The organism is Pseudomonas sp. P2S-1, assembly GCF_057197725.1.
In genome coordinates this window covers 5,241,579-5,256,709 of record NZ_CM170068.1, presented here as the reverse complement: position 1 = coordinate 5,256,709, position 15,131 = coordinate 5,241,579, and the positions used below count along the sequence as shown (strand labels likewise).

Here is a 15,131-nt window from a genome sequence, read left to right as displayed (position 1 = left end):
GACTCAAGCGTAGGTGTTGCCCGTAAGATCGTCTAACCAGGATGATGGCTTTTTACTTCGCACCACCCAATAAACCACCCGTCACGCCGTTCAGCACTCCCCCCAGACCTCCGGTACCCGTGGCGGTGGTGCCGGCGCCGCCCGAGACCGCTACGCCAGCACCGGTGCCCGCGGTTGCACCACCGAGCGCCCCGGTCACGGTATTGACCACGCCGCCAACCGTCCCGGTAACGGCGCCGAGACCACCAGTGCCGCCGGTAGCACCACCCAGGGTGCCGGTCACGCTGTTCACCACACCGCCCACGGTGCCCGTCACGGCGCCGAGACCGCCAGTTCCGCCGGTAGCACCGCCCAGGGTGCCGGTCACGCTGTTCACCACACCGCCCACGGTGCCCGTCACGGCGCCGAGACCGCCAGTTCCGCCGGTAGCACCGCCCAGGGTGCCGGTCACGCTGTTCACCACACCGCCCACGGTGCCCGTCACGGCGCCAAGACCGCCAGTACCGCCGGTAGCACCGCCCAGGGCACCGGTCACGCTGTTCACCACACCACCTACGGTGCCCGTCACGGCACCAAGACCGCCAGTACCGCCGGTAGCGCCGCCCAAGGCACCGGTCACACCGCCCAAGGCGCCGCCAAGGCCGCCATTCCCGGTGCCCGGGCCGTTCAGCACCGTGCCCACGCTGGTGACAGTGTCACCCAGGGCACCCACACTGATGGCCAGGCGTTCGCCGACCGGGTTGGTCGGCCCAGGGTTGGTTTGCGCACCAAGGCTGGTAAGCGCACCGCCGAGGTTATTGGTCACACCGCTGACCACAGTACCAAGCCCGGTTGCAGCGCCCACCTGCTGCGTCACACCCAGCGCAGTGTCGACCACCGGCTGCACGACGCCGCCCACGGTGCTGGTAACCGTAGCAGTGAGATAAGGGGCAGGTCCGTTGTTGACGTGACCAGTACCGCCGACCACAGGCCCGGCCGAAGCCAGCAGGTTGCCCACACCCAACAGGTTCACAGCGGTGGTACCGACCACGCCATCCGGGTCATGTACAGTCAGGCCACCGCCGACACCGGCGACCACCCCGCCCACGGTTTCCAGAAGCCCGCCAGTACCTGGTGCACCGCCGCCATTGGCATTACCGCCGCCCACCAGATCACCCGCCTTGCCAGCGATATTGCCCACGGTTGCGACCAAGCCGCCAGCCAGGTCGGTCACCTGATTGCCACCCGCACCCGCGACCTGCTGGCCGACAGAGGTGACGGCAGTACCTACGGTTTTCAGCACCGAGTTGAGTGGCGCACCGAGGCCGGTGGTTTCGCCCAGGGTACCTGCAGTGTTTTCCACCAGCGCCACGAGTTGCACAGCGCCGGTGTTCAACTGCTGGGTAACATTGTTCAGCGGGCCGGAAGAGGTAGCACCGCTGATAGTGTCGCCCAGGGCGACCACGGTGGTGCCCAGAGAACCCACGACACTGTTGACCACGGGCACCTGTTCGATCACACCGCTGTTGGCCAGGCCCTGCACGCCGCTGCCGAGTTGCGCAACACCGGCGCCGACGCTGCCGAGCGTGTTGCCGATCGCGTTGTTGCCGGTACCGAGTTGGCCCAGCCCCGAACTGACGCCACCACCAATGGTGGAGACGGTAGCTCCCACACTGCCGACCAGGCCACCGGCGGTATCGCCCAGTACCGGCAGGCCATTGACGCTCCCACCGGCGCCGCTGACGGCATTGCCCAGTGCGGAAACTGCGGAGCCTGCCTGATCTGCGACCTGGGCGGTAATCAGCGGATTGCTGGTAGTGGTGCCAGTTCCACCTGTGGAACCATTCCCGCCTGTACCGGCCGAGCCACCTGCTCCATCGGTGCCGCCCGTGCCACCAGTGCCACCGATCACCGTTCCGTCACCACTGCCACCGCCACCCGAACCGCCGGTTCCGGTTCCGGTGCTGCCACCACCACTGCCCGCAGTACCGCCGGTACCGCTGTCGGTGGTGCCCGAGCCGGCGTCGCCGGTCGCAGCATCGGCCGCAGCCGGTGAAGATTCGTCGACCACGCTATGAGAACCGCCACCACCGCTGCTGCATCCTGCCGAGAGGCTCACAGCCATCACCAGTGCCAGTGCCGAACTTGCTTTCATCCACGCTTGAGTGTTCATGGCGACTCCATTGCTTTCGCTGCCGCTGCTTTATGTATGCGGAAACTCCAGGACGGAAATCCGCGTCGGTGCAGCTATCTCAGTCCGGCGGGCGTGGTGTCACAATTCTGAACTTGGTATTAACCGGATATATACGTTGGTGATGGCAAAAAAAATCCTTCTATTTCAGAAGGTTGAAATAGTGATCAGGGCGCAGTGATAGCACTTCGACTTTCGCGCTATAACCAATTGACGGGTATCTGACGCCAAATCGCCGCGCATTCGCGGCGATTTTCCGGGCGCGCTCTATGACGTCAGTCGCTGACCTGGAACGTCAGGCGGGCGGTCTGCCCGCTGGCGTCGAGCACACTCAATTCGTACTGACCGGCGGCGTCGAAGCGCGCCTTGAGCACGTCCTGCCCGGCGCTCTCGCCCAGGGGGGCACCATTGAGGAACCACCAGCGCTGGCCATCGCCGCCCAACGCCGACAGGTCCAGTTGCAGCGCCTCGCGGCTGGTCGCCGGGCGCCGGAGCTGGTCGCCCTGGCGCACCCCGACGATGGACAACGGCGGCGCACTGGCCGGCACCTGTGGCGGGCAGCTCGGATCGATGGCCGGCAGCCGGGCGTCGCGGCGCTCGGCCCGGGTCAGCCAGGGCTCCAGCGGCGCCGGCCACAGGGCGATGTCCCGGGACTGTGCGCCCGGGCAGGTGGCGTCAACCCGCAGCCCCTGATCATTGACCCAGACATGCTCCAGCAAACCGACACCCAGTGGCTGGTCCTGCGCCAGCAGGGTCGGTGGTGTGGTGCCGTCGAGGGTCCAGGCGAAACGCTGGCGCCGACAGTTGCCATCGCTGCGCGCCAGCGGCTGGCCCTGCGGCCAGCAGATCGCCGCCACACCAACGCTGGCCGGCACCGACGGGACCGGCGTGCGAATACCGCGCTGGCTGTCGCGGTTACTCAGCACGTCATGGACTTGCAACATCAGCGGCGCTGCCGAGGCCAGGCCGAACTGGCCCGGCACCGGCGTGCCATCGGGGCGGCCGATCCACACGCCGATCAGGTAGCGCGGCCCGACGCCGATCGACCAGGCATCGCGGAAGCCGTAGCTGGTGCCGGTCTTCCAGGCCAGTTGCGGACGCTGCACCAGTTCGGCGTGGGGATCACGGTCAGGCCGCGCCTGACCGCTGAGGATGCGCCGCACGATCCACGCCGCCCCCGGCGAGAGCATGCGCCGCTCCACCAGCGGTACATCCGGTTGCAGGCGCAGGCTGGCGCTCATGCCGTCGCGGGCGAAGGCGCTGTAGCCGCTGACCAGGTCTTCAAGGCGACTGCCGCCCCCGCCGAGGATCAGCGCCAGGTTGGGCTCGGCCAGGGCCGGCAGGCTGATGGGGATGCCGCCGGCCCGCAGTTGCGCGGCAAAGCGCTTCGGCCCGTAGGCTTCGAGCAATTGCACCGCCGGCAGGTTGAGCGACAACGACAGCGCCGAACTGGCCGCCACCGGACCACTGAAGCCCATGGAGAAGTTGCCGGGGCGGTAGTCGCCGTAGCGCCGCGGTACATCCTGGAGCAGCGATTCGGAATGGATCAGGCCGTCGTCCATGGCCATGCCGTAAAGGAATGGCTTGAGGGTCGAACCCGGCGAGCGCCAGGCGCTGATCATGTCGACATGGCCGAAGCGGCGCTCGTCGGTGAGGTCCACCGAGCCGAGGTAGGCGCGCACGGCCATGGTCTCGGATTCCACCACCAGGATCGCCGCCGAGGTGCGCTCGGGCAGGCGCGCACGCCAGCCGGCGAGGAGGTCTTCGAGGCGGCGTTGCAGGCTGGCATCGAGGGTGGTGCGGATCAGCGGAGGACTGTCGGCGCGGTTCAGGCGTCGGGCCAACAGCGGGGCCAGCGCGGGTTCCTGACGCGGCGCCAGGAGCAGGGGTTCCTCCGTCGCTTCGCTGATCTGCTTTTCCGGCCACACCTGATATTCGCCGAGGCGTTGCAGGACCTTGTCGCGGGCCGCCGTGGCGCGTTGCGGATGGCGATCCGGACGCAGGCGACTGGGAGCCTGGGGCAATACCGCGAGCAGCGCCGCTTCGGCGGGCGTCAGTTGGCTCGGCTGCTTGCCGAGGTACGCCCAACTCGCCGCCGCTACGCCTTGCAGGGTACCGCCGAAGGGCGCGCGGTTGAGGTAGATCTCGAGGATCTCGCGCTTGGACAGGTGCCATTCCAGTTGCAGGGTACGCCAGAGTTGGCGCAGTTTGCCGGGCAGGGTTCGTTCATGGGGATCGAGCAGGCGCGCCACCTGCATCGACAGGGTGCTGCCGCCGGACAGCACCCGGCCACCGCTGAGGTTCTGCCAGGCGGCGCGGCCGAGAGACAGCGGGTTGACCCCGGGATGGCTGTAGAACCAGCGGTCCTCGTAGGTCAGCAGGGCTTGCAGGTAGAGCGGCGAGACTTCGTCCACCGACACCGGATAGCGCCATACGCCATCGGCATCGGCGAAGCGCCACAGTGGCGTGCCGTCTTCGGCCAGGACGACCCGGGCCAGGTCGTCGGCGGGCAGTGGCAATGGCCAGACGCGGTCAGCCAGCCATAGCAGGGCGATCAGGGCCAGTGCCGACAGCCCCGCGATACTCGCCAGACGGGCCTTGCGCCCCCGTGGCAGGGCTAAGCTGAACATGGTCGGGAACCGAGGCGGCCCAATGATGGCCAAAGGCTGGAAGGCAGCGCGAATGCTGTGACGATCATCAGGACACGACCATGCGGGTAGAAGGTTTTTTCGAGTGGCTGGGCCAGGCGCTGGGCGCCGTCATCAAGTTCGTGGTGGACCTGCTCAGCGGATTGTTCGCCATGCTGGCCAGTGCCGGGACGAAGTTCATCGACGGGTTGGCCAACACCCTGGGGATGGATACCTCGCTGATCAGCATCCTGATCCTGATCATCGGGCTGCTGTTGCTGTATTCGGCGGTGCGGGCGTTCATGCGGGCATCGGTGATTGCGGGGATCATCTGGGCGCTGCTGGGGTTGTGGGTGTTGAGTTGGGTGGTGCATTGAAAAGCATCGCTGGCAAGCCAGCTCCCACAGGGACCGCGTGCACCGCTGAACCTGTGGGAGCTGGCTTGCCAGCGATGAGGCCCTCGAGGGCTCAGCGACCCTTGATGACCATCTCTCCTGCACTCTCCCCCACCGCCTGCCAGTCCGGCCGGTACATCGACTCGACCTGCGCCGGCGGAATCCGGTAGCTGCCCGGGGTCACCGCCCGCGCCAGGTACAGCAGGTGGGTGGTGCCGTAGCCATCCAGGTTCAGCGCGGCGACATAGCGGTCATCGCGATACTCCTGGTGCACCACGTTGGCATTCTCCATCGCTTCACGCCATTGCTTCACCGCGCTGCTGGCGTTGTCCAGGCTGGCAGCACTTTGCGCGAGGTTCTGGTTCTCCAGTTCCAGGCCCGCCGGCAGCAGGTCCACCACCAGCGCATCCGGCACCCGCTCCTTGGCCTGGATCGCCAGGTGCACCAGCACCAGATCACCACTTTCCAGCGATTTCAGGTCCAGCGCCTGGCCGTTCATGCCCAGGTAGTCGCGGCGGATGCTCATGTTGTTGCCGCTGGCCGGCGGTGCCTGGCGTGGATAGCCGGACAGGGTCAGACGCTGGTACAGGGTCTTGTCGCCGTCGTTGCGCACGCTCAGCGGCGAAGCCAGCAACGCACCTCCCAGATGCAGGCCGGACTGCTCCGGGCCCAGCTCGCGGGTCTGCCCGGCGCTGTCCAGTTGCGCCGTCCAGTTGCCTTCCGGCTGCAGCGCCAGGCCACGGCCGGCGAGGAACAGCGCATTGCGCTCCTGGGTCGACAACCATTGGCTGCCGGCCAGTTGATCGGAGAGCTTGAACAGGCGATCCGGAATGTCCTTGCTCGCCAGCTTGTATTCATCCAGCAGCGCGATGATCAACGCCTGGTCACGCAGCGAGCTGCCATAGTCGGCCAGCCAGCCCTTCTCACGACCCGCTGCAAGGCCGGCGATCAGCGCCTGATCGGCCCGCGGCTTGTCGCCCATGGTGTCGAGGGCGATCGCCAGTTGCACCAGCGGCAGGCCGGAACGGGCATCGGCACGACGCTCGAACAGGCTGCGCAGCGCACCCAGCGGCGCCTGCTTGCTGCGCGACAGCACCAGTGCCGCGTAGGCCTGTACGGCAAAGCGGCTGTGCTCGGCGTTCTCGCTGTAGTTCACCTCGATCAGGTTGCGCTCCTGCACATAACGCAGCAGGCGCTCGCTGGCCTTTTTCAGGGCGTCCGGCGGTACGGCGAAGCCCTGGTCACGGGCACGCAGGAGGAAGTCGGTGACATAGGCGGTCAGCCAGTATTCCTCTTCGCCGTCGGAACTCCACAGGCCGAAGCTGCCGTTGTAGCGCTGCATGCCCAGCAGGTGCTCGATGCCGATTTCGATCTTGCGCTTGCGCGCATCTGCCGGCTCGCCGGTGATGCCCAGGCGCTTGAGGGTCGCGGCATCAGCGTAGAGCGACGGGTACAGGCCACTGGTGGTCTGCTCGGCGCAGCCATAGGGGTAGGCCTTCAGCGCCCGGATCTGCTCGGCAAGGTTCAGCGGCGGGCGGCTGGACAGCGCCAGGGTGCCTTCCAGGCCGGCCGGTTCGAAGGTCGCCAGGTCCTGCTCGGGCAGGGTCCACGGCTCACCACCGTTCAGCGCCACGCGGTAGTGCTTGAGCTGCGCCGGGTAGGCGGGGCGGATGCCCAGGGTCCAGTCGCGGGAGAAGCCGGTATCGGTTTCGCCCGGCAGCACCAGGCCATCGACGCGCACGGTGACGCGGCCCTGGCCGTAGCCGCCGGTGGCCTGCACCGGGATCTTCAGGGTGACGCGCTGGCCCTGCTTGAGCTTCAGCGACTGGTGGGACTGGCCTTGCAGGTCCAGCTGGCCTTCGGTGGCCAGGGCCACGGCGAGGGTCTGGTCCTGGCCGGACAGGTTCGACAGGTCCAGCGCCAGGCTGGTGCGGTCGCCGCCGGCGAGGAAGCGCGGCGCCGACAGCTCGGCGATCAGCGGCGCAGCGACCACGGTCTTGGCCTCGGCCACGCCGAAGCGGTCTTCGCTCCAGGCCTGGGCCATCAGCCGCAGTTCGCCGTTGAAGTCGGGGATATCCACCGTGGCCTGGCCCTTGCCTTCGGCATCCAGGGTGACCGGGGCGCTTTGCAGGGCAACGATGGTCACGCTGGTGTCCGGACGCTTGCCGCCCTTGGCCATGCCGGCGTCACCACCGAAGGCCAGGCTGGCCAGGCGACCCTGGCCGGCTTCGATCAATTGGCCGTAGATATCCAGTTGGTCGGCGCCGTAGGCCTTGCGCCCGAACATGCCGGTGAACGGGTCCGGGGTGACGTAGCTGGTGATGTTGAGGATGCCCACGTCCACGGCGGCGAGCAGCACCTGGACCTGCTTCGGCACGCTGCCGTCGGCATTGTGCGCCTGGATATTCACGGTCAATGGATGCTTGGGTCGCATCTTCTCCGGGGCGTCGAGGGTCACCGCCAGCTTGCGCTGGGCGCGGTCCAGCGGCAGGTGCAGCACGCCAACGGCGCGCTTGGGCGTGACATTGGCCTTGCGCTCGCCAGGGCGGATCACCAGGGCGCTGACATAGAGGTCATGGCGGGCCCATTTCGGATCGAGCTTGATCTCGAAGGCCTTGCCCTCGGCAGGCACGTCGATCTCCTGCCACCACAGCGGGCCGTCGCCGCCTTCGACCATCAGGTAGCCCTTGCCGGCCGCCGGCGGGGTGACCGTGACCGTGGCGGTGTCGCCGTCGTTGTAGGCCGGTTTGTCCAGGGCCAGGCGTACCTGGTCCGGGCGTACCGCGCCGCCGTCGGCGTTGTCCTGGGCGCGGTAGCCGGCCCAGAAGCGCAGGCTGCTGGTGATACCGGTGTCCGGGTCTTCCACCTCGACGCGGTACGGGCCCCACTCCACCGGGAAGCTCAGCTTGGTGGTGCTGCCCTTCGGCACGCTGACGCTCTGTTCGCTTTCGGTGAGGTACTTCTCGTTGAAGTTGTAGCTCCAGCCGTCGCTCTGCGAGTAGTTCCAGTAGTAGTCGCGACGCTCGCGGACCAGGCGCACCCGCAGGTTGTCGGCAGCCAGCTTGTTGCCGTCGCGGTCGGCCATCAGCAGCTCGATTTCCACCGGGGCATCGCCGTCGGTTTCCTCGCCATCGAACAGGCCGCGCAGACCCGGCAGATGGTCCGCCGGCCAGATCGGTTGCTCAAGGCGGCGGGTGATCGGACGGCCACCGGACTCCTGCAGGCTGGCCTGCACGGTGAGTTGCAGTGGCGAGCGGGCTTCGGCCCATTCGCTGGCGATGGCGAGGGTGGCTTCGCCGTCAGCATCGAGGGTGGACTCTTCCAGTTCCAGGTCGTGGCTCAGGTCTTCTTCGGTGATCGAGCCGAACTGATAGCCGGGCAGTGCCGGGACGGCTTCACGCAACGGACGCACGTAGACCTGGCCGCTGAGACGATTGCCTGCCGCCGGGGCGCCGTAGAGGTAACGGCCATTGACGCTGATTTCCGCGGTTTCATCCGGGCTCAGCGGGGTATCGCTGCCCTTCAGTTCCAGGGCCAGGCGTTCAGGCAGGAAGTCTTCCACCAGCACTTCGTAGACTTGCTTGTGTCCGCCGCCGAGGTCGAACAGCAGTTGCCAGCGCCCGGTCGGCGCTTCGCCGGCCAGTTGCAGCTGGTACTGGTAGAAACCGTTGGCATCCGCCTCCCAGACGAACTTGCGGCTGACCTGCTCATCCGGCCGGCGCACTTCGACATTGATCGGCTGGCTCTTCACCGGCTTGCCGTCCTGGTCGCGCAGCAGGCCGTTGAGCAGCACGGTTTCACCCGGGCGATACAGGTCGCGCGGGCCAAAGACGAAGAGTTGCAGCGGGTTGGCCTGGGGGCCGGTGACGGTGAATTCGGAGAGGTCCAGGGCCGAGCTGTTCAGGCGCAGCATCGTGGTGTTGGCACCCTGGCGTGCCAGCAGCACGTCGGCCTTGGGTGGCAGGGGCAGTTGCGCATGGCCGTCGCTGTCGGTCTTGCCCTGGGCGAGGACCTTGCCGTCGTGGTCGAGCAGGTCGAGGTCGATCGCGCCCAGCGCCTTGCCGCCTTCCAGGGCCTGGGTGAAGACATCCAGGCGATTGCTGTAGCGGTGCACCGACAGGCCGATGTCGCTGAGGGTGAAAAGGGTCGCCGGCTGCGAATAGTTGTAGGTGCCGGCCTCGCGCATCACCGCCAGGTACACCCCGGCTTCCTGCAGGGGCTTGATCCCGGCCATGGGCAGCAGCAGGGTTTCGCGGGTGTTGGCCGGCGGGTTGAGGTCGAAGCGGCCGGCGTAGACCAGGTCGGCCATCGGCAACAGGTCGTTGGCTTCATAGCTTTGCAGCGAGCTGCTGCGGCCCCAGGCGCCGAGGAAGCTCGGCAGCGCCTCAGGCTTGATGCGGAAGAACTCCACCTCGACCTTGTTCACGTTCAGGGCGATCACCGGCAGGCCTTCGGCCAGACGGGTCGGCAGCAGCGAGCCGCGGCTGGCGAAGCCGATGCTCGGCTGCATGTCGCGGGTTTCCAGGCGGCTGACGTATTCGTTGGCGAGCTGGTTGCCATTCAGGCTGCGCAGGCCGGCATCGATGGTCAGCACCAGCTTGCGCTTGGGCTCGAGGTGGCGCAGGCGCAGTTCCATGCGGTTGTCGGAGAGTTCCCAGGCACCGTCGACCTTGCCCTTGGTGGTGTCTACCAGGTGCAGGCGCTCGGCGAAGCGCTGGTCGTCTTGCAGCGGGGCGGAGAAGGTCACCGACAGGGCACTGGCGCCATCGACCTGCACTTCCGAGACATCCACCACGTTCAGCTCGCGACCGGCGTAGCGCTGGGCCAGGGTCGCGTCATCGACCTTCGGCGCGCTGGCGGCCGGGGCGGCGGCTTTCTCAGCCGGGGCCGGAGCGGTTTTTTCGGAAACAGACGAGTCGCAGGCACTCAGCAGCGCCAGCGCGCAGGCCAGCCACAATCCTTTGTTCAGCATGGGAGAAAACTCTCAGGGCAGCAGGGGGCAGACGGGAAACTATATATCAAGGTCCGCGGTTTCACCGGGGAGCGGTGCCGAGGTGAGACAGGGTTCACCGAGCAAAGTGCCGTCAGGTGGGTAGAATGTCCGGCTGGCGACCCACTGCACTCCCCCTGTGGGAGCGAGCTTGCTCGCGAAGGACCGCGAAGCGGTCCCAAAACTCACAAGGACTTCTTGAATGTCTCTGCTAAAAGACTGGCGCCACCGCCCCACCCATCACAAGGTCTGGGCCCTGGCCGCGCCGATGATCCTGTCGAACATCTCGGTGCCCCTGGTGGCCCTGGTCGACAGCACCGTCATCGGTCACCTGCCCCATGCCCACCAGTTGGGTTCGGTAGCGGTCGGCGCCAGCCTCTACACCCTGCTGGTGGGGGTGCTCGGTTTCCTGCGCATGGGTTCAACCGGCTTTGCCGCCCAGGCTGCCGGCCGCTCCGATGGCGACGGCCTGCGCCAGGTGTTGGTACAGGGCCTGAGCCTGGCGCTGCTCTTCGCCCTCACCCTCGGTCTGCTGGCGATCCCCCTCAGTCACCTGGCCCTTGGCCTGATGCAGCCGGGTGCAGAGCTGGAACAGGGCACGCGGGACTTCTTCACCACCCGCCTGCTCGGCCTGCCGGCGGCGCTGGCCACCTATGCCCTGGTCGGCTGGTTCCTCGGCACGCAGAACGCCCGGGCGCCGTTGATGATCCTGCTGACCACCAACCTGCTGAACATCGTCCTCAACCTGTGGTTCGTGCTGGGACTGGACTGGGGCGTGGTCGGTTCGGCGCGGGCTTCGGTGATTTCCGAATGGGTCGCCGCCCTCCTCGGCCTCGCCCTGACCCGCCCCTCGCTGCGCGCCTATCCGGGGCGGGTAGTGTGGCCGCTGCTGGCGCGCTGGCAGAACTGGCGGCCGCTGCTCAGCGTCAACCGCGACATCTTTATCCGCAGCCTGGCGTTGCAGGGGGTGTTCTTCCTGATCACGGTGCAGGGCGCGCGGCTGGGTGAAGCGACGGTGGCGGCCAATGCGCTGCTGCTCAATGGCTTGCTGGTCACGGCCTATGCCCTGGACGGGCTGGCCCATGCGGTGGAGGCATTGTGCGGGCATGCGATCGGCGCGCGGGACCGGGATGCGCTGCGGCGCTCGTTGACGGTGGCCAGTGGCTGGTCGCTGATTGCCAGCCTTGGGTTCGCGCTGTTGTTCCTGTTCGGCGGGCATCTGTTCATCGCCATGCAGACCGATATCCCCAGCGTGCGCGAGACCGCGTTCGAGTACCTGCCGTACCTGGCACTGCTTCCATTGATTGCGGTGTGGAGCTATGTGCTGGACGGGCTGTTCATCGGCGCGACGCGGGCACGGGAAATGAGGAATGCAATGTTGCTCAGCGTGGTGATCGCCCTGCCCTTTGCCTGGTTGGCGCGGGATCTGGGGAATCATGGGTTGTGGCTGGCGTTCCTGCTGTTCATGGCGGTGCGCGGCGGGACGCTGGGGGTGATGGGGTGGCGGTTGCAGCGGCGGGATGGGTGGTTTTGCTGATGGCCTCATCGCTGGCAAGCCAGCTCCCACAGGGTTCTCGGCCAGCCTCAGGAAGCACGCTCGACGCCGTCACTGTAGGAGCTGGCTTGCCTGCGATGGACCGCAAAGCGGTCCCAAAGACCATCCAGCACGAGCCAAGGATTGGATCAGGATTTGGATTCAGCGCCTGATGGATTGCATTTATCCAGATACTCGGTGGGGGCAGATTTTGGGACCGCTGCACGGTCCATCGCAGGCAAGCCAGCTCCTACAGGAATCTCCGTTAGCCACCAAATTCAGAGTCGGCATACATCGGTGGGGACACTGACAACGCCCTCGCACAACACAAGCTGTCACATACCTATCGTTGACGCTGCTGCCCCGCAGGCGGAAAAAGCAACGTCCCAAGGAAGGGAGACCTTAATAAACAGATCAAACGAAAAGGACATCTCATGCCAGTTCCAAAAAACCCTCCCGGCGTCTCGGTCGAGAGCAACATGCGCGAAGCCCAAAGTAAAAAGAATTTCTTCAGCAAAGGCGGAACCTCATTTCTTTTTTCCTGGTTCTACACCAAAGTCAGAAACCGGGGTGCCTGGGACTACAAGCAACAAGGTCGCGATTACGAGGCCTTCGGAAACCTCAACTACGGCGCCTGCGGTACGGCAGCTGGCATTTCGGCAGAGGTACTGCTTAGAGGAGCCGGATGGGCACAAGTCAGAGCAGGTACTGGTAAACCGGAATATGGAAGCTGGTGGTTCAATGCCCCCTATGGCGACGACCCAAGAGATCAACAATGGATCAAGAAGGGCATTGAGTATGCGAAGTTCCTCGGGTACTAAGTGGCTGATCATCGGATTACTGCTGGTGATTGCAGCCCAGTCGCTGTGGATCTTCACACCTGGTCCAAAACCTGAACTGAGCAAGATCATCAACAGCTACCCCATCGGTACCCACAGCGCTGTCTACGAAGTACTGAGTAACAGCGGCGGCGCCACGGTTCCCATGACCTACCTCTACTTCGTCGCCAGCCGGCAGTCCGACGAAGCCGAGGCGCTCAAAATGCTGTGTGATCACACGCCGTTCCTGGTTACCAGACATCCAGGTGCCATTACCGCTGTAGACGGTCTGAAGATCACCGCCCAGACACACGACAGCGTCTACAGCTTCACCAGTACATCGCTATTGCGGGAAGACAATGAGATCAAACCTGTTCTCATCGATCTGACGGCGACCAGCGAGTAGCACCAAAGTCCAGGGTGCTGCTGATGACCTCATCGCTGGCAAGCCAGCGATGAGGCCAGCAGGAGCAATACGGCTGCCTGATCAGCCCACAAAAAAGGCCCGCCCCCGAAATCCCGGGAGCGGGCCTTTTCTACATCGGCAAAGCCTTACGACGACAGATACGAAGACCGCGTCAGCCCCAGCCGCAGCGCATCGAGGAACTGCGTGCGCTCACGTTCGCTGAGCCGTGCACTGGCCACCTTGTCACGGTAGTGAGTCATCAACTCCTCCGGCGACAGGTGCACGTAACGCAGCATGTCCTCGATGGTGTCGTGGGTCTCGATGCCGGCGTGGTACACGCTGCCATTCGGGTTCTGGTAGATGTTCACCGAGTCGGTATCACCGAACAGGTTGTGCATGTCACCCAGGATCTCCTGGTACGCACCGACCAGGAATACGCCCAGCAGGTAATCCTCGCCTTCATTGACCGAGTGCACCGGCATGCTGGTCTCGATGCTCTGCTCGTCGACGTACTGGTTGATCTTGCCGTCGGAGTCGCAGGTCAGGTCCTGCAGCACCGCACGACGCAGCGGTTCTTCGTCGAGACGGTGCAGCGGGATGATCGGCAACACCTGGCCGATGGCCCAGGTGTCCGGCAGGCTCTGGAACACCGAGAAGTTGCAGATGTACTTGTCGGCCAGCTTGTCGTTAAGCTCGTCCAGCACCTGGCGGTGCGAGCGCTGACGCGCCTTGAGCGAGTTGTGCAGGCGCCGGCAGACGGCGAAGTAGCACTGCTCGGCCAGGGCCTTCTCGGACAGGCTGATCTTGCCATCGGCGTACTGCGCGGCCACGTCACTCATGTAGTGGGTGGCACGCCAGTAGGTCTCGGTGACCATCTCGATATCGGTCGGGCCGAGCAGATCGACCAGCCATTGCACGGTTTCCGGCAGGGCTTCCTTGTTCTCGATGGTCGGCACTTCGTCGTTGTGCTTCTCGACGTCGGTGACCTGGATCACCAGCATGGCGTGGTGCGCGGTCAGCGAGCGGCCACTCTCCGAGAAGATGTGCGGATGCGGCAGGCCCTGGGCATCGCAGAATTCCTTGAGCATGCCGACCACGACACCGGCATAGTCGTCCATGTCGTAGTTGATCGAGCTGGCATTGCGCGAGTGAGTGCCGTCGTAGTCGACGCCCAGGCCGCCACCGACGTCGATATGGTCCACCGGCAGGCCGAGGGCACGCAGTTCGCCGTAGTAACGGATGGCTTCCTTGAAGCCGTGCTGGTAGTCGGCCAGGTTGGCGATCTGCGAACCCATGTGGAAGTGCAGCAGGCGGATGCCCTGGTCGAGACCGGCGTCACGGAAGCGCTGCACCACAGAGATCAGTTGCGCAGCGGAAAGACCGAACTTGGACTTCTCGCCCCCGGTATCGGCCCATTTGCTCGACGCGAGCGACGACAGGCGCACGCGCAGGCCGACCTGTGGCTTGACCTTGAGCTCGGCAGCTTCCTCGATCACCAGGGCCACTTCCGACTCTTTCTCGATGACGATGAACACGTTGTGGCCGAGCTTCTGGCCCATCAGCGCCAGGCGGATGAACTCGCGGTCCTTGTAGCCGTTGCAGACGATGGTGCCGCCCTTCGGTGCCAGTGCCAGCACCGCCAGCAGCTCCGGCTTGGAGCCGGCTTCGAGGCCGATGGAGACGTTCTGGGTGGCGATGATGTTCTCGACCACCGCTTCCTGCTGGTTGACCTTGATCGGGTACAGGGCGGTGTACTGGCTCTGGTATTCCAGGCGCGCGATGTTGGCGTCGAAGGCGCCGGTCAGCTGGCGCACGCGGTCCTGCAGGATGTCAGGGAAGCGCACCAGCAGCGGCAGCGACAGGCCGCTCTTGCGCAGTTCGTCGACCTGCTCGTACAGGTCGATCGGCGCGCTGCCCGGGCCGTTGGGGCGCACTTCGACACGCCCGGCTTCATTGATCGCGAAATAGCCCGCGCCCCAATGGCGAATCCCGTAAACACTGCGGCTGTCGGCCACGGTCCATTGGCTGCCATCGTCTTTGCGTGTGCGTCGTACGGACATCGAAGTCCCCTATAAAGAAAGTCAGATAACACCGGCCATGCGGGATGGCGCAGTGTAGAAAATGAAAATGACGATTTTCCCTGTTCGGGTTTGGACCCTTCACAAGGCAACGAGTTTAGACGCAGGCTGAA

At 65.4% G+C, this 15,131-nt stretch carries 8 protein-coding genes; 4 read left to right on the top strand and 4 right to left on the bottom strand.

Annotated elements, in window-relative coordinates; genetic code table 11:
* Nucleotides 1-52: 52 nt before the first annotated feature.
* Together AC2CQI_RS23515 and pbpC are read right to left on the bottom strand one after the other, a co-directional pair.
* Nucleotides 53-2,152: a collagen-like triple helix repeat-containing protein gene (locus AC2CQI_RS23515; protein ID WP_484578034.1), complete on the bottom strand. Its 2,100-nt coding sequence runs from the start codon at nucleotides 2,150-2,152 to the stop codon at nucleotides 53-55.
* Between the two features lie 293 nt (nucleotides 2,153-2,445).
* Entirely contained in the window at nucleotides 2,446-4,800 is a 2,355-nt protein-coding gene (pbpC, locus tag AC2CQI_RS23510; protein ID WP_484578033.1) for a peptidoglycan glycosyltransferase PbpC, read from the bottom strand.
* Nucleotides 4,801-4,880: 80 nt separating this feature from the next.
* On the opposite strand from pbpC, the gene AC2CQI_RS23505 reads away from it, so the two are divergent.
* Complete coding sequence (locus AC2CQI_RS23505) at nucleotides 4,881-5,174, top strand: hypothetical protein (protein WP_075804668.1); 294 nt, start codon at nucleotides 4,881-4,883, stop codon at nucleotides 5,172-5,174.
* Between the two features lie 91 nt (nucleotides 5,175-5,265).
* On the opposite strand, the gene AC2CQI_RS23500 is transcribed toward AC2CQI_RS23505, so the two are convergent.
* Nucleotides 5,266-10,164 (bottom strand): alpha-2-macroglobulin family protein, encoded by a 4,899-nt coding sequence (locus tag AC2CQI_RS23500; RefSeq protein ID WP_484578032.1) that lies wholly within the window; start codon nucleotides 10,162-10,164, stop codon nucleotides 5,266-5,268.
* A 220-nt stretch (nucleotides 10,165-10,384) separates the two neighbouring features.
* Between AC2CQI_RS23500 and AC2CQI_RS23495 the strand changes: the two genes are divergently transcribed.
* The 3 genes from AC2CQI_RS23495 to AC2CQI_RS23485 all read left to right on the top strand — a co-directional run bounded on the left by AC2CQI_RS23495 (nucleotide 10,385) and on the right by AC2CQI_RS23485 (nucleotide 12,940).
* Nucleotides 10,385-11,719 (top strand): MATE family efflux transporter, encoded by a 1,335-nt coding sequence (locus AC2CQI_RS23495; RefSeq protein WP_484578031.1) that lies wholly within the window; start codon nucleotides 10,385-10,387, stop codon nucleotides 11,717-11,719.
* 431 nt (nucleotides 11,720-12,150) lie between these two features.
* On the top strand, nucleotides 12,151-12,537 hold the full coding sequence (locus tag AC2CQI_RS23490) for a polymorphic toxin type 44 domain-containing protein (RefSeq protein WP_484578030.1): 387 nt from the start codon (nucleotides 12,151-12,153) through the stop codon (nucleotides 12,535-12,537).
* Nucleotides 12,515-12,940, top strand: coding sequence for a hypothetical protein (locus AC2CQI_RS23485; protein ID WP_484578029.1), 426 nt, complete (start codon nucleotides 12,515-12,517; stop codon nucleotides 12,938-12,940). Before AC2CQI_RS23490 ends, AC2CQI_RS23485 begins: the two co-directional genes overlap by 23 nt.
* Before the next feature lie 146 nt (nucleotides 12,941-13,086).
* On the opposite strand, the gene speA is transcribed toward AC2CQI_RS23485, so the two are convergent.
* The gene (gene speA / locus AC2CQI_RS23480; RefSeq protein ID WP_075804672.1) at nucleotides 13,087-15,000 is read right to left on the bottom strand and encodes an arginine decarboxylase; all 1,914 of its coding nucleotides are present in this window, start codon (nucleotides 14,998-15,000) and stop codon (nucleotides 13,087-13,089) included.
* Nucleotides 15,001-15,131: the final 131 nt, after the last annotated feature.